Source organism: Amycolatopsis acidicola, assembly GCF_007713735.2.
Taxonomy (GTDB): Bacteria; Actinomycetota; Actinomycetes; order Mycobacteriales; family Pseudonocardiaceae; genus Amycolatopsis_E; species Amycolatopsis_E acidicola.
Genome location: NZ_VMNW02000001.1, coordinates 20,233 through 45,605, shown reverse-complemented (window position 1 = coordinate 45,605; position 25,373 = coordinate 20,233). Strand labels below are relative to the sequence as shown.

General features: G+C 70.0%; 24 protein-coding genes. 13 read left to right on the top strand and 11 right to left on the bottom strand.

Annotation, left to right across the window (positions count from 1 at the left end):
* The first annotated feature begins 82 nt into the window (after window positions 1-82).
* A complete protein-coding gene (locus FPZ12_RS45405; protein WP_166462504.1) occupies window positions 83-223 on the top strand; it encodes a hypothetical protein in 141 nt (46 codons plus the stop codon).
* On the opposite strand, the gene FPZ12_RS00220 is transcribed toward FPZ12_RS45405, so the two are convergent.
* From FPZ12_RS00220 to FPZ12_RS00210, 3 genes are read right to left on the bottom strand one after another with little or no spacing between them, the layout of a single operon-like run.
* A complete protein-coding gene (locus tag FPZ12_RS00220) occupies window positions 217-2,046 on the bottom strand; it encodes a TNT domain-containing protein (RefSeq protein ID WP_144745339.1) in 1,830 nt (609 codons plus the stop codon). The two genes, FPZ12_RS45405 and FPZ12_RS00220, sit on opposite strands and share 7 nt — an antisense overlap.
* A 35-nt stretch (window positions 2,047-2,081) precedes the next feature.
* The gene (locus tag FPZ12_RS00215; RefSeq protein ID WP_144745338.1) at window positions 2,082-3,179 is read right to left on the bottom strand and encodes a TNT domain-containing protein; all 1,098 of its coding nucleotides are present in this window, start codon (window positions 3,177-3,179) and stop codon (window positions 2,082-2,084) included.
* A 28-nt stretch (window positions 3,180-3,207) separates the two neighbouring features.
* Window positions 3,208-4,446, bottom strand: a complete 1,239-nt coding sequence (locus FPZ12_RS00210; protein WP_144745458.1) for an MFS transporter — start codon at window positions 4,444-4,446, stop codon at window positions 3,208-3,210.
* 296 nt (window positions 4,447-4,742) lie between these two features.
* On the opposite strand from FPZ12_RS00210, the gene FPZ12_RS00205 reads away from it, so the two are divergent.
* Window positions 4,743-5,324: a YqgE/AlgH family protein gene (locus FPZ12_RS00205; RefSeq protein ID WP_144745336.1), complete on the top strand. Its 582-nt coding sequence runs from the start codon at window positions 4,743-4,745 to the stop codon at window positions 5,322-5,324.
* On the opposite strand, the gene FPZ12_RS00200 is transcribed toward FPZ12_RS00205, so the two are convergent.
* Window positions 5,293-5,712: an SdpI family protein gene (locus tag FPZ12_RS00200; RefSeq protein WP_144745334.1), complete on the bottom strand. Its 420-nt coding sequence runs from the start codon at window positions 5,710-5,712 to the stop codon at window positions 5,293-5,295. The two genes, FPZ12_RS00205 and FPZ12_RS00200, sit on opposite strands and share 32 nt — an antisense overlap.
* Before the next feature lie 138 nt (window positions 5,713-5,850).
* Between FPZ12_RS00200 and leuS the strand changes: the two genes are divergently transcribed.
* On the top strand, window positions 5,851-8,682 hold the full coding sequence (gene leuS / locus FPZ12_RS00195; protein ID WP_144745333.1) for a leucine--tRNA ligase: 2,832 nt from the start codon (window positions 5,851-5,853) through the stop codon (window positions 8,680-8,682).
* On the opposite strand, the gene FPZ12_RS00190 is transcribed toward leuS, so the two are convergent.
* Window positions 8,679-9,419, bottom strand: a complete 741-nt coding sequence (locus FPZ12_RS00190; RefSeq protein ID WP_144745331.1) for a TetR/AcrR family transcriptional regulator — start codon at window positions 9,417-9,419, stop codon at window positions 8,679-8,681. The two genes, leuS and FPZ12_RS00190, sit on opposite strands and share 4 nt — an antisense overlap.
* A gap of 351 nt (window positions 9,420-9,770) precedes the next feature.
* On the opposite strand from FPZ12_RS00190, the gene FPZ12_RS00185 reads away from it, so the two are divergent.
* Genes FPZ12_RS00185 through ptsP form a run of 3 tightly spaced genes read left to right on the top strand, consistent with a single transcriptional unit; the run spans window position 9,771 to window position 13,047 of the window.
* Window positions 9,771-10,637, top strand: coding sequence for a ribokinase (locus FPZ12_RS00185; RefSeq protein ID WP_144745329.1), 867 nt, complete (start codon window positions 9,771-9,773; stop codon window positions 10,635-10,637).
* Between the two features lie 25 nt (window positions 10,638-10,662).
* Window positions 10,663-11,400: a hypothetical protein gene (locus FPZ12_RS00180; RefSeq protein WP_424923559.1), complete on the top strand. Its 738-nt coding sequence runs from the start codon at window positions 10,663-10,665 to the stop codon at window positions 11,398-11,400.
* Window positions 11,401-11,421: 21 nt separating this feature from the next.
* The gene (gene ptsP / locus FPZ12_RS00175) at window positions 11,422-13,047 is read left to right on the top strand and encodes a phosphoenolpyruvate--protein phosphotransferase (protein WP_144745325.1); all 1,626 of its coding nucleotides are present in this window, start codon (window positions 11,422-11,424) and stop codon (window positions 13,045-13,047) included.
* Here ptsP and FPZ12_RS00170 read toward each other — a convergent pair.
* Genes FPZ12_RS00170 through FPZ12_RS00155 form a run of 4 tightly spaced genes read right to left on the bottom strand, consistent with a single transcriptional unit; the run spans window position 13,044 to window position 16,650 of the window.
* Window positions 13,044-13,655: a DUF1707 SHOCT-like domain-containing protein gene (locus FPZ12_RS00170; protein WP_144745324.1), complete on the bottom strand. Its 612-nt coding sequence runs from the start codon at window positions 13,653-13,655 to the stop codon at window positions 13,044-13,046. The genes ptsP and FPZ12_RS00170 overlap by 4 nt on opposite strands.
* Before the next feature lie 48 nt (window positions 13,656-13,703).
* Entirely contained in the window at window positions 13,704-14,348 is a 645-nt protein-coding gene (locus FPZ12_RS00165; protein ID WP_144745322.1) for a response regulator, read from the bottom strand.
* Entirely contained in the window at window positions 14,345-15,481 is a 1,137-nt protein-coding gene (gene macS, locus FPZ12_RS00160; RefSeq protein WP_144745320.1) for a MacS family sensor histidine kinase, read from the bottom strand. Before macS ends, FPZ12_RS00165 begins: the two co-directional genes overlap by 4 nt.
* Complete coding sequence (locus tag FPZ12_RS00155) at window positions 15,478-16,650, bottom strand: AI-2E family transporter (protein WP_144745318.1); 1,173 nt, start codon at window positions 16,648-16,650, stop codon at window positions 15,478-15,480. Before FPZ12_RS00155 ends, macS begins: the two co-directional genes overlap by 4 nt.
* A gap of 418 nt (window positions 16,651-17,068) precedes the next feature.
* On the opposite strand from FPZ12_RS00155, the gene FPZ12_RS45950 reads away from it, so the two are divergent.
* From FPZ12_RS45950 to FPZ12_RS00130, 5 genes are all read left to right on the top strand, one after another.
* Window positions 17,069-17,491, top strand: a complete 423-nt coding sequence (locus FPZ12_RS45950) for a hypothetical protein (RefSeq protein WP_208025699.1) — start codon at window positions 17,069-17,071, stop codon at window positions 17,489-17,491.
* A 50-nt stretch (window positions 17,492-17,541) separates the two neighbouring features.
* The gene (locus tag FPZ12_RS00145) at window positions 17,542-17,799 is read left to right on the top strand and encodes a hypothetical protein (protein ID WP_144745316.1); all 258 of its coding nucleotides are present in this window, start codon (window positions 17,542-17,544) and stop codon (window positions 17,797-17,799) included.
* Between the two features lie 47 nt (window positions 17,800-17,846).
* On the top strand, window positions 17,847-18,104 hold the full coding sequence (locus FPZ12_RS00140) for a hypothetical protein (protein WP_144745314.1): 258 nt from the start codon (window positions 17,847-17,849) through the stop codon (window positions 18,102-18,104).
* Between the two features lie 270 nt (window positions 18,105-18,374).
* On the top strand, window positions 18,375-19,325 hold the full coding sequence (locus FPZ12_RS00135) for a hypothetical protein (protein ID WP_144745312.1): 951 nt from the start codon (window positions 18,375-18,377) through the stop codon (window positions 19,323-19,325).
* A 176-nt stretch (window positions 19,326-19,501) separates the two neighbouring features.
* Complete coding sequence (locus FPZ12_RS00130) at window positions 19,502-22,462, top strand: beta strand repeat-containing protein (RefSeq protein ID WP_144745311.1); 2,961 nt, start codon at window positions 19,502-19,504, stop codon at window positions 22,460-22,462.
* Window positions 22,463-22,513: 51 nt separating this feature from the next.
* Here the strand turns inward: FPZ12_RS00130 and FPZ12_RS00125 are convergent, their stop codons facing one another.
* Window positions 22,514-23,290: a dioxygenase family protein gene (locus tag FPZ12_RS00125; protein ID WP_144745309.1), complete on the bottom strand. Its 777-nt coding sequence runs from the start codon at window positions 23,288-23,290 to the stop codon at window positions 22,514-22,516.
* A 161-nt stretch (window positions 23,291-23,451) separates the two neighbouring features.
* Here FPZ12_RS00125 and FPZ12_RS00120 point away from each other — a divergent pair, with 161 nt between their 5' ends.
* On the top strand, window positions 23,452-23,844 hold the full coding sequence (locus FPZ12_RS00120) for a hypothetical protein (RefSeq protein WP_144745308.1): 393 nt from the start codon (window positions 23,452-23,454) through the stop codon (window positions 23,842-23,844).
* Between the two features lie 76 nt (window positions 23,845-23,920).
* Complete coding sequence (locus tag FPZ12_RS00115; protein WP_341771177.1) at window positions 23,921-24,577, top strand: haloacid dehalogenase type II; 657 nt, start codon at window positions 23,921-23,923, stop codon at window positions 24,575-24,577.
* Between the two features lie 7 nt (window positions 24,578-24,584).
* Here FPZ12_RS00115 and FPZ12_RS00110 read toward each other — a convergent pair whose 3' ends face one another.
* Window positions 24,585-25,151, bottom strand: coding sequence for a hypothetical protein (locus tag FPZ12_RS00110; protein WP_144745304.1), 567 nt, complete (start codon window positions 25,149-25,151; stop codon window positions 24,585-24,587).
* Between the last annotated feature and the right edge of the window lie 222 nt (window positions 25,152-25,373).

The following is a 25,373-nucleotide window of genomic DNA, read 5'->3' as shown; positions in this document are numbered from 1 at the left end:
GCGGCGCGGCGCGGCCCCTGCCGCGGTGGTGTCGCGAAACGCTCGCGTGGCTCTTCAGGAGGCACGGGAAGCGAGTCGGCTGGTGCTGAACGAGGAACTGTGCGGCATTCGCTCGGCTCAAATAGAGCACGGCCGTATCTTGGCCAAGCTCAACCTCGGGATGGCGCAGATCGTCGCGCTGCTCACGAACCTGGAGCGAGACAGCCGCGAACGCGACTACTGAACCCGTTCCACCGCACCGTTTTCCAGGTACTGAGCCAGTGAGTGCGGCAGGAAGTACCCCAGCCCGCCGCCGGGCATCGGGCCCCAGGGCTGGGTCACTCCGGTCAGCGCCGGCAGCGGCCGGGTGAGCCGGAACCGTTGCTGTGGCTGTTCCCGGTCCGGAGTCAGCGAGGCCTCCGGGAACCGGGTGGACTGCTCGTGCACGAGATTTCCCTGCTCATGCCCGAAGCGCAGCACAGTCGCGCCTGCCGGGAGGAGCACCATCCGCTTGGCGCGGAAGAAGTTCAACGGCGGCTCGCCGCGCATCGGCGCTATCGGCCACTCCACGTCCGGGCCTTCGCCCGCTCGCGCCGGGTACATCAGCAGCGAGCCCAGCAAGAACCGCGCCGCCGCCTCGATGTGCGGGAACACCAGCGGTTCGCCGCCGGGCCCGCTGACCTCCCACGCGGCCCCGACCCGCTGCAGGCACCATGCGCCGTCGGCCACTTCGCCCAGCCGGTACGCCGACTCCGGGATCCCGTACTCGGTCAGCCGCCGTTGCAGCATCACGAGCACCTCCGACGCGCGCAGCCCCAGCGCGGGCTCGCCGCCGCGGTCGACCACCGTCACCGGGTCCACCTCGACCCGGTCGAACGCCGGCGGATGCGGCTTCCCCAGCACCTCGGCCTCGGCCGTGGCACGCAGCCGCGGCGACAGGAACGGCACGCGGTAGTTGTTCGACCGGATCCGTTCCAGCAGCCCGGCTTCCGGCGGCAGCCCGTACTTGCGCAGGTAGTGCGGCACCGCGGCGGGCCAGATCCAGAGGCCGTCAGTGTGGAACGCGTCGGGCACGTCGGCCGGGCCCGCCGCGTTCACCGCGTCCGGCAGCGTGCCCGGGCGCGTGAGCACGACCGGCGCCCGGTACAGATAATCCAGCACCGGCCGGACTTCCTGTGGTGGCAACGGTTGTGGCTGCTCGGGCAGCGACGCCTGGCGGAACTTCACGCCCAGCGTCAGCCCGGCCTTCTCCGCGAGCCAGTCCGGAACCTGACTGCGTTCCCGAGGGAAGCGCGCCAACTCCGCTTCGTACGCCGGCGCGGTCAACCGCTCGGCTTCCGGCGGCTGCCGCCAGGCCGGCTCGTTCGTCATGTCGTAGTCGAACTGGAACGACGACGGCGCCTCGAGGGTCAGCGTGCCCTTGAACCACGTGCCGTTCTCCGGCTGGTACATCGCCGCTCGCAGCGAGCTGAACAGCTGGCCCACTTCCGGCGGCGCCGGGAGCGACACCGAATACCCTTCGCCGACCGCGCGGACCTCGACCTCGCTGTACGCGCCGACCTGCCGGAACTGCGCCGCGACCCGCTCCCAGCCGCCGGGCAGGATCGCGCGCACCGCCCGTGCGATCGCGCGCACCAGCACCTCGGGCTCCTCCGCCTCAGGCTGGATGCCGCCCGCGAAATCGTGCCTTTCCTGCCACAGCGCGGTGATCTCGTCCGGGTCCGCGCTGGTGGTGAACTCGGCGAGACCGAGCTGCTTCGCGCGCTGCTCGTCATGCCCGTTCCACTGCAGGGCCAGCGTCTCGCCGTCCGGCACGATGCGGAAGATCTCGTCGGCGAACAGACAGTGCGTCTGCAGGCTGAAGGTGGACTCGACCTCGTCCTCGCCGATCACCTTCGCCGGGCGCGCGTCCCATTCGGTGTCCGCCTCCTCGGGCGGTTCTTCCCCGCGCGGTGCGACGAGCAGCAGCGATCGGTCCTCGGTGGACCGCTGCGCCTGGAAGACCCGTCCACGCCAGACCGCGAACAGCCCATCCGGACGTTCCGCCAGCTCGACTCGATACCGCACCTGCTCCCCCTGAAGTTCGACGAACCGGTAAGAACCTAACCCACGACGCGTTCGAGGCTCCCGTCGGCGAGATGCTCACGGATCGCCTTCGGCAGCACGTAGCTCACCGCACCGCCAGGCAGGCTCGCCCAGGGCACGGCCAGACCGATGATCACCGACAGCGGCCGGCACAACCGGTACTTGTGCTCCTCATTCTCCCGTTCGATGGGCAACGAGGTGGTGGGGAACCGCGCTTCGTCGTGGTGCACGAGGTTCCCGCCGTCCCCGCCGAAGCGCAGTACGACCGTACCCGCGCCGAGCCGGACGATCCTCTTGTTGCGCAGGAGAGTGAGCGGCGGCTCCCCTTCGGTGGGCTGGATCGGCCAGTCGGCGAGCTCGGCGGAGGTCTCGAGCGGGGTCGGGTGCCCGGCCGTGATCCGCGCCGGATGCAGCAGCAGCGCGCCGAGCAGGAACTGCGCGGCCGGTTCGGCCCGGTAGAAGTACCACGCTTCGACCGGCCGCCCGTTCTCGTACTTCGCGACCTCCCAGCCCTGTTCGGTGGAGTTGAGGCACCAGGCGCCGTCGGCCCGGCCCGCGATCCGGTACGCCTCCGGCCAAACACCCTGCTCCCCCAGCCGCTGCGCCAGCATGACGAGCAGCGCGGGATCTTCGAGCTCCGGGTCGGTGCGGGTCTCCAGCTGCGCGGCCACGTCACCGCTGGTGGGCCCGAGATCGCGGGGGTCGGCGCGGGGCCGTGGCCTGCCGAGCAGATCCGCTGCCGCCGTTCGGCGTAGCAACTTATCGACATATGGCGGACGGAACTCCTGCGCGCGGATGTGCGCCAGGAAGTCCGGCTCCGGCGGAGTTCCGTACTTGCGCAGGTAGTGCGGCACCGACGCGTGCCAGACCCAGACGCCGTCGGTGTGGTAACTCTCCGGCACGTCGGCTTCGGCGCCATCGCTGAAGATGTCCGGCCCGAGTCCGCTGCCGACGAGAACCGCGGGCTGCGCGTCCAGGTACCGCAACACCGCCGCCGTCTCGGCCTCGGACAGCGGCTCGCGCTCGACCACCGGCGGCGCGTCCGGGGGTTGTGCGTCGACGACCCGCGCCTGTCTGAAGGTGACGGCGAGCGGGCGTCCGGCCGTTCTTTCCATCGTGGTCACTCTAAGCGAACTGTCCCCTTCAGGACGCCGGATTCCGCCGAATCGCAAGGAGATAGCCGAGCCCGCCGAACAGATACACCACGGTGGCGACGATCAGGAGCGACGGGGACCGCCCGTCCAGCGGCGTGACCGCGGCCGCAGCGGCGACGGCGGCCACCTGGGTGATGTTGAACAGCGTGTCGTAGAGCGCGAAGACGCGGCCACGTGACTGGTCGCCGACATCGCGCTGGATCGCCGAATCCACGCACAGCTTGAGAACCTGGCCTGCCGAGGTGATGAAGAACGACGCGAGCAGCACCGTCGGCAACACCATCGGCAGCCCGAGCCCGAGTTGCGCGACGGCCGCCACCAGCAGCGAACACAACACCACCCGGTGCCTGCCGAACCGCGTCACGAGCCGCGGCGTGCAGAACCCCGCGAGCAGGATTCCGGCGCCCGCCATCACCGCCATCTGGCCCAACCCGGGCAGCCCTGCCTTGAACACGCCGAGGTCGGTGAACGCGTAGCGCATCAGCAAAACCGTCAGCAGCAAGGAAATCCCGTACGAGGCGCGATGCGCGAACAGCGCGACGAAGCCCGCCGTCACCGTTGGGGCGGCGACTGCGGCGCGGCCTCCGTCGACGAGGCCTCGCGCGACGGCGAGCACCGGGTCGGCCGGTTCGTCGACCGCGTCCGGTCCCAGGCTGCCGCGGGTGAACCGCGAGACGATGGCCGCGGCGAGCAGGGAACCCAGTACGGCGAACGAAGTCGTCCACCCCGAACCGGAGTTGCCCTCGCCGAACAGCGCGCGCAGCCCGATCGCGCAACCGCCGCCGAGTACGGCGATCATCGCCCCGCTCGTGGTGGCCAGCGCGTTCGCCGTGACCAGCTTCTGTTTGGGGACGACGTGCGGCAGCGCGGCCGACATCCCCGAGCCGACGAACCGGGAAATCCCTTCCACCAGCAACGCCAGCACGAAAAGCTCATAGCCCGCGAGGCCGAACCCCACCGCGACAGCGGCCGCTATCACCGCGAGCCCGCGCAGCAGGCTGGCCAGCAACACCACGCGGCGGCGGTCCCAACGGTCGAGCAGCGCGCCGGCGAAGGGGCCGACTACCGAATACGGCAGCAGCAGCACCGCGAACCCGCCGGCGATGGTCACCGGATCGGCGCCGCGCTCGGGGTTGAACAGCACCGCACCGGCGAGCCCGGCACGGAACACGCCGTCCGACCACTGCGCGGCGAAGCGGGTGAGCAGCAACCGGCGGAAGCCGGGCATCGCCAGGAAGGCGCGCGGACCGACTTTCTCCGGTACTCCCGCGCTGGTGGTCACAGCAGGCAAGCATACGGTGCCGAAAGGTGTTCTCAGCCCGTGTGAGATCGAAGAGTTGGGACCGGCGCACTTGGTCGCCTCTCGGCGGCGTGGCGCAGTGTGGCTCCAGCCGGACGGTATTCCACAAAGGCTCTTCTCAAGTGGGCCCGGGGGACACGGAGTGCGCCGGTCATCCCGTCCAACGGCCTGGAGCGGCGTGTTGTTCCCGCGCCCCGAGACTCGTTCGGGGGGCAGGTGGGATCATGACTCCCGTGCCAGCCGACGCCGAGGTTGAACCGGGCTCGCTCCTGGTCGCCGCACCCACGATGTTCGATCCCAACTTCCGGCGCACGGTCGTGTTCATCATCGACCACCGGGACGAAGGCACCCTCGGTGTGGTGCTGAACCGGCCGAGCGACGTGCCCGTGGACGACGTGCTGCCCAGCTGGGGCAGGCACGTGGTGGAGCCGCAGTCGGTGTTCGTCGGCGGCCCGGTGGAGAAGAAGACGGCGTTGTGTCTGGCCGCGCTGCGCACCGGCGAGACGGCGTCGGAGGTGCCGGGGCTGATCGGCGTGCGCGGCCCGGTCGCGCTGGTCGATCTCGACTCGGACCCGGATCTGCTGGTGCCGAAAGTCCGTGGCCTGCGGGTGTTCGCCGGTTACGCGGGCTGGGATTCCGGCCAGCTCGCCGGCGAGATCGACCGTGGTGACTGGCTGATCGTGCCAGCGCTGCCCAGCGATGTGCTGGCCACGCCGGAACGCGATCTGTGGGGTCAGGTGCTGCGGCGTCAGGGCGTGCCGACGGCCCTACTCGCTACGCACCCTGGGGACTTGCAGCGGAACTGAGCGAGCAGCCGCCGCAGGCACAGCCGGCGCACCCGGCAGGCGTCGCGGCCGGAGCCGGAACGCTCTGCGCCGCGCGGTGGCCGAGCAGGCCGCCGGCCAGGACCAGCGCCACGATCCCGACCACGCCGACGAGGGTCGCGATGATCGTGCCCGCGGTAGTGGGCATCACCAGCCCGGCGATCCCGGCGAGGACGCCGACCACGCCGGCGAAGATCGTCGGCAGCCCGGCGACCTTGTTGCCGAGCCGGAAGGCTTCGTCGGATCGCAGGGTCGCGTCCGTGCGCACCCCCGCACCGCGGTCGCGCGGCAGCTTCTCCCGCCAGCCGAGGAGACCGCCCCAGCCGACGACGACACCGAGCACGACGGGAATCAGCGCGACAACGAACACCGGTCAAGAATAAGTGTGCTCCCCAAGCAGCCTGTTGCTCACCCTGATCCGCTGTGCCGCACGCCATGCCGCGACGCCTGCTGACCGGCTTTCGCGGTCCGCTCTTAACCGTTTAGGCCGAGGCCATACCATTGACCTGTGAGTGAAGCAACCGAGGAGACGCCCGGCCACCGCTACAACGCGGAGGCGGCAGGCCGGATCGAGCTGCGCTGGCAGAACTACTGGGCCGATCACGGCACGTACCACGCGCCGAACCCCGCCGGCCCGCTCGCGGCGGCCGACATCCCCTCGGACAAGCTCTTCGTGCAGGACATGTTCCCGTACCCCTCGGGCGCCGGCCTGCACGTGGGCCACCCGCTGGGCTTCATCGGCACCGACGTGTTCGCCCGGTACCACCGGATGATCGGCCGCAACGTGCTGCACACGATGGGCTTCGACGCGTTCGGGCTGCCGGCCGAGCAGTACGCGGTGCAGACGGGCCAGCACCCGCGCAAGACCACCGAAGAGAACATCGAGACGTACCTGCGGCAGATCCGCAGGCTGGGCCTCGGCCACGACGAGCGCCGCCGGATCTCCACGATCGACCCCGAGTACTACAAGTGGACGCAGTGGATCTTCCTGCAGATCTACAACTCCTGGTACGACGAGAAGCTGGGCAAGGCGCGCCCGATCGTCGAGCTGGAGACGGAGTACGCGCAGGACAAGCGCCGCACCCCGGACGGCCGCGGCTGGTGCGAGCTGACGCGCGCCGAGCAGCTGGCGGTGCTGGACGAAAGCAGGCTGGCCTACATCTCCGAGGCGCCGGTGAACTGGTGCCCCGGGCTGGGCACGGTGCTGTCCAACGAGGAGGTCACGCCGGACGGGCGCAGCGAGCGCGGGAACTTCCCGGTCTTCCGGCGGAACCTGCGCCAGTGGATGATGCGCATCACCGCATACGCGGACAGGCTGGTGGACGATCTGGACCGGCTGGACTGGCCGGAGAAGGTCAAGTCCATGCAGCGCAACTGGATCGGCCGCTCGCACGGCGCACGCGTCCGGTTCGCCGCCGGTGCCGAGACGATCGAGGTCTTCACCACCCGTCCGGACACCATCTTCGGCGTCACCTACGTCGTGCTGGCCCCGGAGCACCCGCTGGCGGAGAAGCTGACCGCGGCCGAGTGGCCGTCCACTGTGGACGAACGATGGACCGGCGGCGCGGCCACCCCCGTCGAGGCCGTCGAGGCGTACCGGCTGGCAGCCTCGCGCAAATCCGAACTGGACCGCCAGGAGCAGAAGGTGAAGACCGGCGTCTTCACCGGCTCCTTCGCGGTGAACCCGGTCAACGGCAAGGAAATCCCGGTCTTCGTCGCCGACTACGTGCTGATGGGCTACGGCACCGGCATGGTCATGGGCGTGCCGGGCGAGGACCAGCGCGACTGGGACTTCGCGACGAAGTTCGGCCTGGACATCGTGCGCACCGTGCAGCCGTCCGAGGGCTTCGACGGCGAGGCGTACTCCGGTGACGGCCCGTCGATCAACTCCGGCTTCCTGGACGGCATGGACATCGCCGAGGCCAAGAAGACGATCATCGACTGGCTGGAGGAGCACAACCACGGCGAGGGCACCGTGCAGTACAAGCTGCGCGACTGGCTGTTCTCGCGCCAGCGGTACTGGGGCGAGCCCTTCCCCGTCGTCTACGACGAGGACGGGGCGCCGCACGCGTTGCCGGACAGCATGCTGCCGGTCGAGCTGCCCGAAGTGGACGACTACTCGCCCATCACGTTCGACCCGGACAAGGCGGACTCCGAGCCGTCGCCGCCGCTGTCCCGCGCGACGGAATGGGTCGAGGTCGAGCTGGATCTCGGCGACGGGCTCAAGACGTATCGCCGTGACACCAACACGATGCCCAACTGGGCGGGTTCCTGCTGGTACCAGCTGCGCTACGTGGACCCGACCAACAGCGAGCGCTTCGTCGACCCGGAGAACGAGAAGTACTGGCTGGGCCCGCGTCCCGCCGAGCACGGCACGGGCGACCCCGGCGGCGTCGACCTGTACGTCGGCGGCGTCGAGCACGCGGTGCTGCACCTCCTGTACTCGCGCTTCTGGCAGAAGGTGCTGTTCGACCTCGGCCACGTGTCCTCGGAGGAGCCGTACCGGCGGCTGTTCAACCAGGGCTACATCCAGGCCTTCGCGTACACCGATTCCCGCGGTTTCTACGTTCCCGCCGACGAAGTCGTGGAAGAGGACGGAAAGTTCTTCTTCAACGGCGAAGAGGTCAAGCAGGAATACGGGAAGATGGGCAAGAGCCTGAAGAACGTGGTCACGCCGGACCAGATGGCGGCGGACTACGGGGCCGACACCTTCCGCTTCTACGAGATGGCGATGGGCCCGCTGGCCGATTCCCGTCCGTGGGCGACGAAGGACGTCGTGGGTGCGCACAGGTTCCTGCAGCGCGTGTGGCGGCTGGTGATCGACGAGGCCACCGGTGAGCTGCGCGTCGCCGCGGACGAGCCGACGGCCGAGGACCGGAAGCAGCTGCACAAGGCCATCGCGGGCGTCCGCGAGGACTACGCGGAAATGCGGTTCAACACCGCGGGCGCGAAGCTGATCGAGCTGAACAACCACCTGACCAAGGTGTACGGCTCGGCCGCGAGCACGCCGCGCGAGCTGGTCGAGCCGCTGGTGCTGATGCTGGCGCCGCTGTGCCCGCACGTGGCCGAGGAGCTGTGGCACCGGCTGGGCCACCAGGACACCCTGGTGCACGGCCCGTTCCCGGTGGCGGACGAGAAGTACCTGGTCGAGGATTCGGTCGAGTATCCGATCCAGGTCAACGGCAAGGTCCGCTCGCGGATCACGGTCGCCGCGGACGCGGACAAGGACGCGGTTCAGTCGGCGGCGCTGGCGGACGAGAAGATCGCGGCTCTGCTGAACGGCGGCGAGCCCCGCAAGGTGATCGTGGTGCCGGGCAAGCTCGTCAACGTGGTGCTCTAGCCGGTGAGGCCGATCTGGTTCGCCAGATCGGCCAGCAGGGCGTCGAACACCGCGTCCGGTTTGGACAGTGGGATCGGGTAGTTGCCGAACACTTCCAGCGTGATGTGGCCGTAGATCCGCGCCCAGAACTGGATCATCACGTAGGTGGTGCCGAGGTCGATCCTCGTCGGCGGCACCTCGACTCCGCTCTCGCCCAGCACGGAGAGCAGCTCGTCCTGGAACGCCGTCAGATCGTCCCGAAGCTCCGCGGGCACGGACTCGGCGGGCGGGATGGTCAGTTCCTGTGTGGCGAGGATGTGCCCGGCCGCCATCAGGAAGATCCGGCCGAACGGCTCGTTCGCGCGGCTGAGCGTGGCGACACTGCCCGCGGCCGACCCGACCTCGCCGGTCGGCGACGCGAACACCAGGGTGAACTCCTTGGTGTGGGTCAGCGCCCAGCGGCGGAAACCGCGGCAGATCGCGAACAGCTGCGCCGGCCCGTCCGCGCCGATCGTGGACACCTCGTCGGCCAGCTCCGCGCCGAGATCGGTGACCACGTCGTGGCGCAGGTGGCTGATCAGGTCGTCCCTGGAGCCGTAGTAGCGGTACAGGGCGGGTGCGGTGATCCCCAGTTCCCGTGCGATCGCCCGCAGGGTGACCGCTTCCGGCCCGCGCTCGACGAGCAACGTGCGGGCGGTCCGCCGGATGTCCTGGTCGGTCGCCACCCGTACGCGGCCTCGGCGCGTCGGCTTGTCCATTCCGGCATTCTAGAAGTTCCGGTTCCGGCCCATGAGCGGAACGTGCGTGTTACCCCGGATGCGACCTGGTCAAAGGCTTGAACACCGTGCCGGAAAGCGCTTTCCGCGGGAGTCGGGCGCCACCGGTACCGATCGCTCGGGGGGCTACGCGATCGGTACCGGCGACCCGATGCCCGTCCTCGGCGGGGCCGGGGTCGGACAGCTTGGGAGAGTCCGGTCTGTCGCCTGCGGGACGCGCCGAGCGGAGAATTGACCCGTTCGGGTGAGCGTCACCGGACGCTTACCCTAGTGTCGCATCCACCCGGCAGAAAGTTACAAAGTTCTTCACATTTGCAGAGGAAGCGCGCCCGTATGACACACCGAGTCCTCGTTGTCGGATCGGCCAACGTCGATCTGGTCGTTCCCGCCGAGCGCAGGCCGGGCGCCGGCGAGACCGTCCTCGGCGGCGACACGACGGTTTCCGCCGGTGGCAAGGGCGCGAACACCGCTGTCGCCGCGGCGCGGCTCGGTGCCGACGTGGCGCTGGCCGGTGCGGTCGGCTCGGACTCCTATGGCGAAATCCTGCTGGAATCCCTTGGTGGAGCGGGCGTGCACACCGCGCTCGTGCGCAGGGTCGAGCGTCCGACGGGAATCGCTTACATCACCGTGACCCCGGACGGCGAAAACTCGATTCTGGTGTCCCCCGGCGCCAACGAGGAAGTCACTGCGGACGACCTGGCCTTCGAGGGCGCGCGGGTCCTGGTGGCGTCGCTCGAGATCCCACTGTCCACGGTGGAAAGCGCCATCGCGGCCGCCGCCGCGGCAGGCGTGCGGACCATGCTGAACCTGTCCCCCGCCGCCGAGGTGAGTTCGAAAACCCTTGGCGCGCTGGACGTTCTCCTGGTCAATGAGCACGAAGCGGCGTGGCTGCTCGGCGACGGGGCGGATCCGGTGAAGCTGCTGGACCTCGGCCCGTCGGCTGCCGTGGTCACGCTCGGCGCCGAGGGCGCGCTGGTGATCACGGCCGAAGGCACGGCGAAGATCCCGTCGCCCAAGGTCGAAGCGGTGGACACGACCGGCGCCGGTGACGCCTTCACGGGTGCGCTCGCGGCGGCACTCGCCGAGGGAGCCGACCTCGAAGCGGCCGCGCGCAAGGCGGTCCGGGTCGCGGCGATCTCCGTGACCAGGCACGGCGCGCAGCCTTCGTACCCGTCGGCGGCGGAATTGACCGAGGGGTGATCCGCGTTACCCCGGTATGGGCACGGTGACCTTCGGCACTCTGTGGCGGCGCGCGTACGTCGACAGGCTCAGGTCGACGCTGACCGGGCGGCGTCCCGGCGAGCTGGAGATCATGCCGCTCGACCAGGCGATCGCCGCGCTGGGCAAGGAAAGCGAAAGCGACGAGGGCCGCCAGGACGTGCCGGTGTGCGCGATCGTGGGCACGGTGGCCAGGGCCGGTGACTTCGACCGCGACTTCCGGCCGCGCAATCCGGCGCTGCGCGAACGGTGGGAGCGGCTCGCCGCGAGCTGTGCCGAACTGCCGCCGGTTTCCCTCGTGCGGATCGGTGACCTGTACTTCGTCCAGGACGGGCACCACCGGGTCTCGATCGCCCGCGCCCGTGAACAGGCGACGATTCCCGCACGGGTGTACCGGATCTGCACGACGGCGTGCGCGAGTCATTGCCTCACCCTGGCCGACCTGCCGGTGAAGACGGCGGAACGGATGTTCCTGGAACGGGTGCCGTTGCCCGACGACGTCCGGCTGGGGCTGTGGCTGGACGAGCCCGCGGACTGGGCGCGCCTCGCCGACGCGGCCGAGGCCTGGGGTTTCCGCAACGGGCTCGCCGACCGGTGCGCGCTCGCGGAGTCCTGGTGGGAGCAGGAGGTGCTGCCGGTGGTCGCCCGGTTGCGCGAGCGCGGGATCTGCCTTCCGCCGCGAGACGTGCAAGCCTATTTCCAGGCGCTCGTCGAACGGGACTCGACGGGCTGTTGGTCGGGATAGCGGAGAGGTATGGTCTAGACCATGTCGGAACTTACCGGTGTCGCCGTGAGTCCGGGTCGCGCCAGCGGCCCCGTCGTCAGGGTCGCCGAACCGCTCGGCGAGCCGGACGGCACGCCGAAACCGGAGGACTCGCAGGCGGAAGCCGCGCGGATCGGCCCGGCGACGCAGGCCGTCGCAGCACGGCTGGAAGCGCTTTCCGAAGCCGCGACCGGTGAGGCGTCCACGATCCTGCTGACCACCGCGGCGATGGCCGCGGACCCCGCACTCGTTGCGGAAGCCGAGCGCCTGGTCACGGCCGAGGGGCTGAACGCCCCGCGCGCGGTGTGGGAGTCCGCCAACGGTTTCGCGAAAACCCTTGCCGCGGCGGGTGGTTACCTGGCAGAGCGCGTGCGCGACGTGGAAGACATCCGTGATCGCGTCGTGGCTGAGCTGCTCGGCGTCGCGCCGCCGGGCGTGCCCGAGCTGGCGAAGCCGAGCGTGCTCATCGCCCGTGATCTTGCCCCGGCCGACACCGCCGGGCTCGACCCGAAGCGCGTGCTGGCGCTCGTCACGGAGGAGGGCGGCCCGACCAGCCACACCGCGATCCTCGCGCGGGCACTGGGAATTCCGGCCGTCGTGGCGGTGCGCGGCCTGCTGGCACTGGACGCCGAAGCACTGCTCGTGGACGGGGACACCGGAGTGGTCCAGACCGTCGCCGCCGACGCGCCAGTGGTCACCGCCACCGCGTCCGGACCGGTGAACTGGGACGGCGTCGGCACCACCTCGGACGGGCACCGGGTCAAGGTGCTCGGCAACGTCGGCTCGCCCGCCGACGCGCAGGCGGCCGCCGCCGCGGGGGCCGAAGGCGTCGGCCTGTTCCGCACGGAGTTCTGCTACCTCGACGCGGCGGAAGAGCCGACGGTGGACGAACAGCGTGCGGCGTACGCGGCCGTGCTCGCGCCGTTCGCGGGCAAACCGGTCATCGTGCGCACGCTCGACGCGGGCGCCGACAAACCGCTGCCCTTCCTTTCGCCCGAGCACGAACCGAATCCGGCGCTCGGCGTGCGCGGCCTGCGAGTCGCCTTCGACAGGCCGGAAGTGCTGGACAGGCAACTGGAAGCGATCGCGGGCGCGGCGGCCGATTCCGGTGCCGAGGTGTCGGTGATGGCGCCGATGGTGGCGACAGCCGCCGAAGCCGCGTGGTTCGCGGGACGCGTCCGCGCCGCGGGCATCGAGCGGGCCGGGGTGATGATCGAGATCCCCGCGGCCGCCTTGTCCGCCAAGGAAATCCTCGACGCGGTGGACTTCGTTTCGGTCGGCACCAACGATCTCGCGCAGTACACGTTCGCCGCGGACAGACAGCTGGGCGCGGTCGCCAAGCTCAACGACCCGTGGCAGCCCGGGCTCCTGCGCCTGCTGAAGCTGATCGGAGTCGCCGCCGAAATCACCGGCAAACCCGCCGGCGTATGTGGGGAAGCGGCTGCCGACCCGGCGCTGGCGCGCGTGCTCACCGGCCTCGGGCTCACGAGCTTGTCGATGAACGCCGCCGCGATCAAGGCTGTCGGCGCCGCACTGGCGGCAGTGACTTACGAACAGTGCCGCGCGGCCGCGTCCGCCGTGCTCGAGACCGCCGACCCGGCCGAAGCCCGGCGCGCCGCCGCGAACTAGGAGAACAGGCCCCGGCGCGGGTTGCGGATGGTCAGCGAGCCACCGTGCAGCCGCCCGGAGAAGATGAACCTCGGCGTGCCCGGCCTGCCGTCCGAGCCGGTCTTGTCCTCCAGCGAGGCGTACTTCAGCTCGGAGATCGCGTTCAGGTCCACCGACGCGTTCTCCGGGATGGTCACCTCGACCGAACCCCATTTGGCGTCCAGCTCGACCCGCACGGTCGGCGAGGACACCTGCGCCTGGGTGAAATCGAGCTTCGTCGAGCCGTACTTGTTGCGCACCACCAGTTCCGGCGGCACGATCCAGCGGCCGCTCCGGTTGAGCGACGAGTACTTGGCGGACAGCTCGAGCCGCTGGTCGGAGCTGACGTACGCGGGCGGCGCGGGTGCCTGCTCGTGGTTGATCAGCCCGGGGATGTCCACGAGCACCGCGTTCAGCTCGCCGCGGGTGCGGGCGGCCAGCGCGATGTCGGTGCGGTCGGTGAACTCGTCGAGATCGATCATCCCCCGGCCGATGGCCTTCTGCAGCACCGCGACCACGTGCTCGCGCTCCTCGTCGGACACCCGGAGGTCGCGCGGGCTCACCGCTGTCGTCTCGGTCTCTTCACCCATGCGAACAGCGTAAGTCGGGAAAACCCCCGGCGGATCGGGGAAAAACCCCTAGTCCCTGTCCAACCCATGCTCGATCGCGTACCGGGCCAGCTCGACCCGGTTGTGCAGCTGGAGCTTGCGCAGCGTCGACTGGACGTGGTTTTCGACCGTGCGGTGCGAAAGCACCAGGCGCTCGGCGATCTGCCGCGACGTCAGCCCCTTGGCGACCAGCCGCAGCACGTCCGTCTCGCGCTCTGTCAGCTGCGGCGGGGGCGCCCCGCCCGCCGGCGCTTCGGCCATCCGCCGGTACTCGCCCAGTACGAGCCCGGCCAGCCCAGCGGTGAACACCGGGTCGCCCTGCGCTGTCCGGTGCACGGCGTCCACGAGCTCACGCGCCGAGGCCGATTTGACGAGGTACCCCGAGGCGCCGGCCTTCACCGCCTCCAGCACGTCGCTGTGCTCGCCGCTCGCGGACAACACCAGCACGCGCGTGTCCGGCAGCGCCGTGGTGATCTCCCGCGTGGCCTGCACGCCCGAAGTGCTGCCCAGGTTCAAGTCCATGAGCACGACATCCGGCCGGACCGTCGCGGCTATCCGGACGGCCGCGTCCCCGTCCGGCGCCGTCGCGCGGACGTCGAACCCGTTCTCCGCCAGGTCCCGCGCCACCCCGTCCCGCCAGATGGGGTGGTCGTCGACGACCATCACCGAGATCATTTCGTCGGCACCCGGACCTCCCATTCCGTTCCCCGCCGCGGCGAGGTGTCCAGGGTGATGGTCCCACCCAGTTCAAGCACGCGGCCTCGCATGGACCGGGCGATGCCGAGGTGGCCCTGTTGCTCGGCATCGGTGAGCCTGCCTTCGGGGATGCCCGGCCCGTCGTCCCGCACCGTGATCACCACTTCGGTGCCCAGATCCTCCAGCAGCACCCAGGCCTTCGCCGACGGGCCGGCGTGCTTGTCCACATTGGACAGTGCCTCCTTGACCACGGCGACCAGTTCCGACGTCCGGTGCGCCGGCAGCCTGACCTCGCCGGCGGGCGCCGCCACCTGCACCTTCGACGAGGCCAGCAGCTGCAGCGCGGCACGCAGGTCCGTCCGGCCGGTGCTCGGTCCCGTCGGTTCGGTGGTGACCAGCGCGCGCAACGCGATTTCCTGTTCACCGGCCAGTTCCGCCAGCTCCGCGGCCTCCCCGCCGAGCTCCGCTCCGCGCCGCCGCACCCTGGCCAGCACCTGCAGCACGCTGTCGTGGATCGAGCGCGCGAGCCGTTCCCGCTCGGCGTTCGCGACCTCCGTGCGCCAGGCCTGGCGCAACAGCGCTGCCGACTTCCGCGCCGTGGTGGCGCTCAGCCCGATCAGCAGCCCGGTGGCGATCAGCAGCACTCCGTCGCGGGCGACGTCGAGGGTGAACGCGTGCCGCGCCACCGCGGTGCCGACGCCGAGGACCACCCCGGCGGACACGCCGCCGACCGGGCCGTACCGGGTCCCCGTCGCGATCGGCACGCCGGCGACCCACACCGTGGTGATCAGCGGGTCGACCCCGCCGAGCTGTTCGGGGTTGAGGATCCACGGCGACGTCAGCATCAGCCCGCACGTGACCACCAGATCCAGCACCACGAACCAGCCCCACCGCCACCGCAGCGCTTCCCGCGAATAGACGAGGCTGGTCAGCAGCGTCCACACGGCCATCGCGCCCAGCACGGTCCACGCCAGCCCGGGTCTTTGATAGTCGGTGTCGTGCACGATGACGGCGCCGAGCGCGAACAGCAGCGTCAGGATGCGCAGCCCGATCCCGCCCCACCACAGGGGTGCGGCCGGTTCGACGGCGGTGGGCCCGAAGTGACGACTCATCGGACTTCGGTGTCCTCCTCCCGCGGCTCCTCGTCGGGCTCACCGGCGGTCTGGTCGTGCAACACGTCGATGTCCTCGGGATGGGGATCCCGTTCGTGCAGCAGCGATTTGATCCCGGCGTTCAGCACGGCCAGCAGCGGCACCGCGAGCAGCGCGCCCGCGATCCCCGCGACGACCAGCCCGGCGGCGATGGACAGCACCACCGCCAGCGGATGCAGCTTCACCGCCCGGCCGAGCAGCAGCGGCTGCAGGATGTGACTTTCCAGCTGCATCACCAGTATCACCACGCCGAGCGAGATCAGCGCGGTGACGAAACCCTTGGTGACCAAGGCGATCAGCACGGCGACCGCCCCGGTGACGAACGCGCCGAGGATCGGGATGAACGCGCCGAGGAACACCAGCGTCGCCAGCGGAACCACCAGCGGCACCTGCAGGATCCACAGCCCGACGCCGATCCCGACCGCGTCCACCACCGCGACCGCCGCGGTGGCGCGCACGTAGGCGACCAGCGACGCGAACCCGCGCCGGCCCGCCACGTCCACCCTGGCGCGGATCGCCTGTGGCGCCCCGCGCATCAGGAAACCCCAGATCCCTTCGCCACCGGAAAGGAAGAAGATCGTGGTGAACAGGGTCAGCAGCATCCCGGTCAGGACTTCGCCGATCGTGCCTGCCGTCGTCAGCGCGTTCGTGGTGATCGCGGCCTGGTGGGTCTGCAGGTAGGTGATCGCGTTGTCGATGAACTGCTGCAGCTGTTCCTGGCGCAGGTGCAGGTCGTTGATCAGCCAGTCGCGCACCTGGTTGAGGCTGTTGTAGAGCTGCGCCTGCAGCTGCGGCAGCCCGTCGGTGAACTGGATGATCACGAACGTGAGCAGCCCGCCGAGCACGGCCAGCCCGCCGATCAACACGATCGCGGTGGCCAGCCCGCGCGGTACCTTCACATCGACGAGCCGCCCGACGGCGGGCGCGAGCAACGCGGAGACAAGCAGCGCGATCGACACCGGGATCACGACCACGGACAGCTTGCCGATCAGCCAGATGATCACGTACAGCGCGGCGATCACCAGCAGGAACCGCCAGGCGTAGGCGGCCGCGACCCGCAGCCCGCGCGGCACCGCCGCTGAACTGCTCGAATCTCCGGCGGGTGCGCTGGGGCGGGGGCCGTTGGTCACGTGCCCCACCCTAGCGACCAGGGCGAAACGGACGAGGTGGCTTCCCGGTGTCCCCGGCACGTCACACGATCAGGCGGCCTCGGCGTGTCCGCCGCGCAAGATCACCTGCGGTCTGCGAATCTTTTCTCACCCGCACGTGGCAAAAACGACGGACCTTCTTTTCGGCAATAATGCGCATCCAGTTCGGATGCGCACTTTCGTGCTGCCCGGAAAATGTCGCTGAATTCGGTGACATTCACTCTTTGTGCAGGTCGTCCGATCAGGTGGCACACGATGGGGTAAGCGGGGTGGATAATTTTCGGATTAGCTGTCTACCTTGATCGCGAGGCGACGTGAAAGCGTTTCCTCGGGAACCCGGCAGGCGGCGCGATCGCAATACCCGCGATTTCGCCGCCGGTGAATTCAAGGAGCACTACTGGTGAACTTCAGAAAGGTCGTCGCCGCCTCCGTCGCGGCCGCGGCCGGTGTCCTCGCGTTCGGGGCGTTCGGCTCCACCGCGATGGCAGCGGAGAACCCGCAGTCCACCCCGATGGCCAGTACGGCCCACTTCGACTCGCCGTGCGGCTGCCTGCCCGGACCGGGCTCGCACCCGCGGCCCGCGCCGGCACCGGCGAAGCCCGCGCCGGCACCGGAAACCCCCGCACCGGCGGAACCGGCACCGAGCACGGGATCGGTCACCTGCCCGGCGCAGGTGCCGGAAAACCCGACCGGGGCGGACTACGTCAACGCCTGGAACCAGTCCGGCACCTGTTTCGGTGCGGGCGCGGCGGGACTCGTCAGCTCGGCCTGGGCGGGCGCGATCCCGTCGATCGTCCAGGGCGCGCTCGGCGCTGCCGGCTGAACACCTCCATCCATCGGCTCGTACGTTCGAATACCCAAGGAGAACCTCTCATGCGCAAGACCCTGACCCGCACCGTCGCCGTTCTCGCCCTTTCCGCCGGCGTCCTCGGCCTCGGCGGCGGCATCGCCTCCGCTGACGAGATCTCGGCCCCGGTGGTCGTGCCGTCGCACCCGACCGGTGCCGACTACGTGAACGCGTGGAACCAGTCCGGCGCGCTGCTGGGCGCCGGTGCGGCCGGTCTGGTCAGCTCGGCCTGGGCCGGCGCCATCCCGTCGATCATCCAGGGTGCGGCCGGCTCCCTCGGCTGATCACCTTTTCCTTTCCACCCAACACTTTTCTTCGAAGGAGAACCATCATGCGCAAGACCCTCGTGCGTACCGGCGCCGCTGTCGCGATCGCGGCCGGAATCCTCGGCATGTCCGGCGGCATCGCCTCGGCCGACGAGATCTCGGCCCCGGTGGTCGTGCCGTCGCACCCGACCGGTGCGGACTACGTGAACGCGTGGAACCAGTCCGGCGCGCTCGCCGGTGCGGGTGCGGCCGGTCTGGTCAGCTCGGCCTGGGCCGGTGCCATCCCGTCGATCATCCAGGGTGCGGCCGGCTCGCTCGGCTGATTTTCCCGATGTGAAGAAACGGCCCGCCGTAAGGAAAAACACCTCGGCGGGCCGTTTACTTCGCGTTCGGGCGCCGGCCCAGCGGCGATGACCGGTCGTGACATCCGACCACACTGTGTGTTCTTCACACGATCGTGGCATCAAGTGCCCCTGAGGATGCGCGGCGGGCTCTCGGTTTGATTACCTCGTCAAGAACAAGCCGGTCCACCTCACTGTGAAAGTTATTTCAGAAACGGTGGACGACGCGAAAAACCTCGGCACAGGAGAACGGTGAAGCAGTACAACGCGGCCAATCGACGGGGCACGGCACGTGCCTCTCGCTGGTTTTCGCGTGCGCTGCTCGTCGTCGGTGGTGCCGTCGCCGGCACTGCCGCCGCGTGGGCCATCGGCACCGCGAGCGCCTCGGCCGAGGTCGTCACCACTCCGCAGGCGGATTCCACCGCCACGCAAGAGGTTCCGGGCGGCCAGGTGGATGGCGACCAGTTCACCCCGTTCACCGACGCCGCGATCGGCGCGTCCGACGACGTGGTCGCGGGCGCCTCGAACCTCGCGGGTGACGCGGCCGGAACCGCGGTCAAGTTCGGCACCGGCCAGTTCCGGGACGGCGTCGAGCGTGACCAGCACGTCGCCGACTCGGTGCACGAGTTCACCCGCACCGCGGTCTTGCACCCGGCGCAGCGGCTGCTCGGTTCCGCCGAGCACATCACGCGCAAACCGCAGGACGCACCGAAGGTCATCGGCCAGGCACTGACACCGCCGAAAGCGGTGCTCGACCTGTTGCACCCCAGTGGTGCCAAGGAGCTGATCGACCTTCCGCAGCAGCTCGCCGAGAAACACGGCGGCGAGTCGCACGCCCCGGCCGTGACGGCGCCGAAAGCCGCGCCTGTCCCGGCCGCGCCGATGGGCCCGATCACCACGGTGATCTCCTCGGCACACAACGGAATTCAGCACGCCGGTCTGCATTTTTCGCAGCAGGGCAAGGATCAGCACGTCCAGCGGGGGCACTTCCCGCTGGCGCCGCAGCCGGGCCCGCTGGCCCCGTCCGGGATTCCGTTCGTTCCCAACGGTTCCACCACGGGTGGACATCTCGACGGTTCGTTGCTGGGCGTCCCCGCCCACTCGTTGACCGTCGTCGACACGCAGCGGCTGCGCGCCCTGCGTTTCGGCATCCGGCACACGCCGGTCGAGCCGGGCACGCAGCCCGGCGTCACGCCTGACTGATCGCACGTGCGGGGCAGCCGAACGCGCCCTGTCCACCGTGCCTTTTCCCGCGCGGTCGCGTGTTCCCTGCATCCCGCTCATTCCCCGCGGCTTTTCGTCCGCGACCCCTGGGTGTCCAACCACCCGAAAAACCCATGAGCCCCGCAAGGGAACCCAAGGAAAAGGAGAAATTCTCAATGCAGACCTGGGCAAAGCGCGGTATTCAGACCGCGCTGGTCACGGGTGGCCTGCTGATGCTGGGCACCGGCATCGCATCTGCCGACGAGAACGTCAACCCTGACACTCCGGCCGGCCCCGTTGATCTCCACGCAAGCGTCCCGATCGACATCTCCAAGAACGCGCTGGGCACCCTCGGCAAGCAGGTCAACCTGCCCGAGGTGCACAAGGAGATCAGCACCAAGCCGGTTACGGACGTGGTGAACAAGGCGCTGGCCCCGGTCAGCAACTCGGGCGCCGCCAAGGCTGCCGCCCCGGTGACGAAGGCGGCGAACGGCGCGGTTTCGAAGGCTGCCGCCCCCGCCTCCCAGGCGGTCAGCGGCGCGGTCTCGAAGGCCCAAGCCGCCGCCGGGAAGCGCACCGACCAGCCGAAGGCCGCCGCGCCCAGCATCGAGTCGACCGGTGACCCGTTCATGGGCAACAAGGTCGTCGGCAACGTCGCGGTGCCGATCCAGATCACCGGCAACGCGATCGGTGTGCTGGGTGACGCCGCTGTCGACTCGGACGACACGCAGACCTACGAGCACAACACCGACGTCGACACCTCGGGCGCCAGTGGCGGCCTCGCCGGCAACGCGGTGAACCTCGACTGGGCCCTGCCGATCCAGATCTCCGGCAACGCCGGCGCGGTCGGCGGCAGCGGCAAGACCTCGGGCAGCGCCACGCAGTCCGCGGCCACCACCGGCGAGACCACCACCGACGGCAACAACGGCGCGCTCGCGGGCAACGTCGTCGCCCCGCAGGGCGCCACGCCGCTGCAGGTCTCCGGCAACGCGATCGGCTGGTTCCTGGGCCACGCCGAGACCGACTTCAACGGCAGCAGCGACGCCACCTCCGGCGGCTCGATCCTCACGGACGGCTCGCAGGGCGCCGGCAGCGGGAACGTGGCCGGTGTGCCGGTCGCCCTGCCCGCCAAGGTCTCCAACAACGCGGTCACCTGGGGCGGCGACGCCGACTCCGCCGGTGGCTCGACCGCCGACGCGACCGCGGGCGGCACCCGTCCCGGCTCGATCCGCGAGACCCCGACCTACATCGAGACCCACGGCGACGACGCGTTCCTCGGCGGCAACGTCGCGCAGCCGCAGCCTGCGGTCCCGGCGACGGTGGTCGGCAACGCGGCGTCGTTCGTCGGCAAGTCCGTCGCGGGCAGCGGCTTCGACCGCGCCTCGACGATCATCGGCAGCAACGCGACCTCCGGCGGCTTCACCAGCACCGCCGGACGCGACGCGGCACTCTCGGGCAACATCGCCGACGCTCCCGTCGCGATCCCGGCCGAGGTGTTCTGCGACGGCGCGGCCGCGATCGGCAGCTCCGCCGCGGGCGGCTGCGAGAACACGGTCGACGCGACCGCCGGCCAGGGTGGCACCTACACCAACGGCAACGGTGGCGTGGTCTCCGGCAACAGCGCCAGCGCGCAGCCTGCCGGCACGGCCGAGGTCTTCGGTTCGGCGGCTTCGGCGGCTGGCCTCGCCTCGGGCTCGGCCACCGAGGACAAGAACGTGACCGCCGGTGGCTACAACGGCAGCCAGGGCAACGACTCCGCCGGTTCCGGCAACGTCGCCCAGGTGCCGGTGGCCGTGCCCGCCGAGGTGCTCGGCGTGGCCGGTGCCGCGGCCGGGCAGAGCGGTGGCACGGCGTCCGAGACCAAGGACGTTACCGCGGGCGGCGGCGGCAACACCCAGGACGACAACGGCGCCGGCAGCGCGAACCTGATCGCGGCCCCGGTTTCGGTGCCCGCGCAGGTCTTCGGCATCGGTGCCGCGGCGGCGGGCCAGGCCATCGGCGAGGCGTGCACCGACACCACCTCGACCGCGGGCGACGACCTGAACGCCAACGGCAAGAAGGGTTTCCTGGCCGGGAACCTCGGCGACGTCCCGGTTTCGCTGCCCACCCAGGTGCACGGCATCGGCGGTGCGCTCGGCGGCATCGGGCGTGGCGCGAGCCAGAACCTGACCGACTCGACGGCGGGCGGCAACGCCACCGCCAACGGTGAGGGCGGCTCGGTCGCGGGCAACATCGTGCAGGCCCCGACGGCCGGTGCGGCCACTGTGGACGGTCTCGGCGCGGTGCTGGGCGGGCTCGCCAGCGGCGAGTCGACCAACGACGTGGCCTCCACCGCTGGCGGCGACGCGGAGACCAACGGCGACGGCGGCTCGATCGCCGGTGACGTGGTCAGCGCCCAGCTGCTCCCGGTCGCCCAGGTCTTCGGTGACGCGGCCAGCCTGGGTGGCGTCGCGGACGGCGAAAGCCTCAACGACACCGCGGTGACCTCCGGCGGCGACATCACCACCTCCGGTGTCGGTGGCGCGCTCGCCGGTGACATCTTCGACGCCCCGGTCGAGGCCGTGGCGCAGGTGTTCGGCGTTGCCGCTTCGCTCGGCGGCGTCGCGCACGCGGTCGCGGACAACACCACCACGGCGACCGACGCGGGCACGGACACCACGGCCGGCTCGACGAACTCGCTGTCCGGTGTGGCCAAGCAGATCCCGGTCGGCGCGCTCGTTCAGGTGTACGACATCCCGGCGGGCCTGCTCGCCACGGTCACCTCGGACACGGTGAACGACACCGAGGCGACGGTTGCGGACCACCAGCCGCAGTTCGACCTCCCGGTCACCCTGTCCGAGCTGCAGGCGCACAAGCTGCCGACGTTCCCGTCGCTGAAGTCGCTGCCGCTGCCCACGCAGCAGCGTGCGGACCTGCCCCAGGTCAACACGCTCCCGGTGCAGACCCCGGCCGCGAGCGCGCTGCCGTCGCTGTCGGGCGTCCTGCCGACCGAGCTGCCCGCCGCCCCGGCGAGCGTGCAGGGTCTGCTGCCGCAGGCTGATCTGCCTGGCGTGTCGAGCATCGACTCGAACCCGACCACGCTGATCACCCACATCACCGACATGGTGAGCGGCAAGGGCATCCACATCCAGGGCTGATCTCCTCAGCCGGAGCGGGTCCGGGGGCAACGACGCCCCCGGGCCCGCTTTTCAGCCCAGCTGCACCGAACGTTTCGCGAGGCCGTACCAGTAGCCGTCGATCACCGTTTCCGGTGCGGCACTGTCGATCCCGGCGCCGAGCGAGACGAACAACGGGGCGAAGTGCTCGATCCGCGGGTGCGCGAGCGTCGCGGCCGGGGCCTTGCGCTGGAAGTCCAGCAGCGAGTCGAGGTCACCGGAGCGCAGCATTTCCCCACCCCACTCGTCGAATTCCGCGGACCACGCCGGCGGCGTGCCATCCGTCCCGGTGACGGAACGCATTGCCGCGAGGTTGTGTGTGAAGAACCCGCTGCCGATGATCAGCACGCCTTCGTCCCGCAGTGGCGCGAGTTTCCGGCCCACGTCGAACAGCGCACGCGGATCCAGTGAGGGCATGGAAATCTGCAGCACCGGCACGTCGGCGTCCGGGTACATCTCCACCAGCGGCACGTAGGCGCCGTGGTCCAGACCGCGCTCCGGCGCGTCGTGTACCGGCGTTTCGTTGCTGTGCAACAGTTTCCGGACTCGTGCGGCCAGCTCGGGCGCGCCGGGGGCCGGGTACGTCACCTGATAGTAGTGCTCGGGGAAACCCCAGAAGTCGTAGACGAGCGGCACCGTCGTGGTGGCGCCGATGGTCAGCGGCGCCTCTTCCCAGTGCGCCGACACCACCAGGATCGCCTTGGGTTTGGCCAGTCCGGCGGACCAGTCGGCGAGCTGCCGGGTCCACGTCGGGTCATCGGCGAGCGGCGGCGCGCCGTGGCTCAGGTACAGCACGGGTGTCGCACCCATCGCAGCCTCCATTGCTTGAAACTTCAACTACCACTGTAGCTGACGTTCGAGGCCGCCGCGTTATTCCGAGTTCCCGCATCCGGCGTTACGGGGAAATCGCCCCTTTGGGCCGGAACCGGTAAAGACTGGCCTCGACGCGGCGGCGGTGTTTGGCTGGAGACGTGGCGGAGTCCGTTCCGATCGGGAACGTGATCGTCTATCTGGCGATCTCGGCGGTGCCACCGGTGTTCTTCTGGCTGATGCTCAAGATCCCGGCACTGGCGGACGCCGCGCTCAGACGCCGTCGTCGCCCGCCGCTCACCAGCGCCCCGCCGATCGAGCAGCTCGCGGCCGATCTGCGTCGTGTGCATCGGGCGCTGGCGACGCTCGCTCCCGATGCCCCTGTCGTCCGCCGCCGCGCCACCCGCCAGGCGTACGACGCGTTGTTGATCCAGGCGTGCCAAGCCATCGGCGAGCCACACTGGCTGGACGAGGTGCCGGAAGGTGTCGAACGTGAGGTGGAACGACTGCGGATCGAGGAGAAGTTGCGCTCCTCGGGCCTCGCGGTGCCCTGACTCCTGACCCGGCCGGGCGGAGCTCGTACCTTGGGTACGAAGGAACCAGTACCTGGGAGGCGACGCGGTGCTCTGCGTGTTCGACATCAACGAAACCCTGCTGGATCTGACCGCGCTGGACGAGGTCTTCACGGACATCACCGGTTCGGCCACCGCGCGCCAGGAGTGGTTCTCGCTGGTCATCCACACCGCCCTGACAGTCACCGCGGCCGGCGGCTACCGCGACTTCGCGGAGATCGCGGGCGCCGCGGCCGGTGCGGTCGCGACTTCGTACGGGCGCGAGATCGATGACGAACAGCGGAAGCGGATCGGCGCCGGACTTCGTTCGCTGCCTCCGCACCCCGAGGTCCCCGATGCGCTGGCGAGGCTGCGGTCGGACGGATTCACCTTGGTGGCACTGGGAAACTCGCCGCTCGCGACCGTCGAAGCGCAGCTCGCCAACGGGCAGCTCGACGGGATGTTCGACCGCGTTTTCTCCGCGGAGCAGGCCGGATCGCTCAAACCCTCCGCCGCGCCCTACCGCCAGGTTCTCGACGCCTACGGCATTCCCGCCGACGAGGCGATCATGATCGCCGCGCACGGCTGGGACATCGCGGGCGCCCAAGCCGTCGGCCTCCACACGGGATTCGTCGCGCGCCCTGGCCAGATCCAACTCCCCGGCGCACCGGAGGCGACGATCCAGGCCGCCGACCTCGGAGCGCTCGCCGATCTCGTTCGATCCCGATACGCCTGAAGGCACGTCACGCCATCGCGACGGCGGGCTGGGGGCGGCGGGCCCGGAGCCGCGCGGCGTACAGGTGGGTGCAGAGCATCGGCAGGCCGATCCCGACGACCTGGGAGGCGATCCGCAGCGCCGGTGCGGCATCCAGCGCGACGCAGGTGAACCCGGCCGCGGCCATGAACACGAAGCCGGCCGTCCAGAACGCGGTGATGACCATGTTCGTGGTGCGGAACCGCGGCGAGTCCGCGACTTCCGCCGGGACGCGGCGGCGGGCGACGCCGAGGGTGAAGGGCCGTCCGACCGCGAGACTGGTCAACGCGATCAGCCCGAGCCAGGCCGTGGAGATCGGGCTGTCGTAGGCCTGCACGGGCGAGTCCGGCACTGCGAAGGCCAGTGCGGCGAGAGCGGCGAAGTAGAGGGTCATGCCGATGGTCAGGATCTGCCCGTCGATCCGCGTCCCGGCGCGACGGTCCACCGTCAGCGAGATCCCGCTGGCGACCAGCGCGATCAGCGCCGCCCACTGCCAGCCGAACGCGGACGTGGCGGAGAAGGCGATCCACGGGGCGAATCCTCGCAGGTAACTCATCAGCGCAGCCTTTCGAACAGAATTTCGATCTCTCGTTCGTTGTCTCTGCTGATGAATTTAGGACGCTCAGGCCGAGTGGTCCTGAGAGCAGCGCCGTATCCCGGGTGGAGTCCGTTCTCCACCCGGGAGGACCGCGTCCACCCGCCGAGCCCTTCGACGCGGTGAGCTTCAGCACACAAGACTCCCTGTTTATGTCGGCAATTTTCCGGCAGACTTCATCGC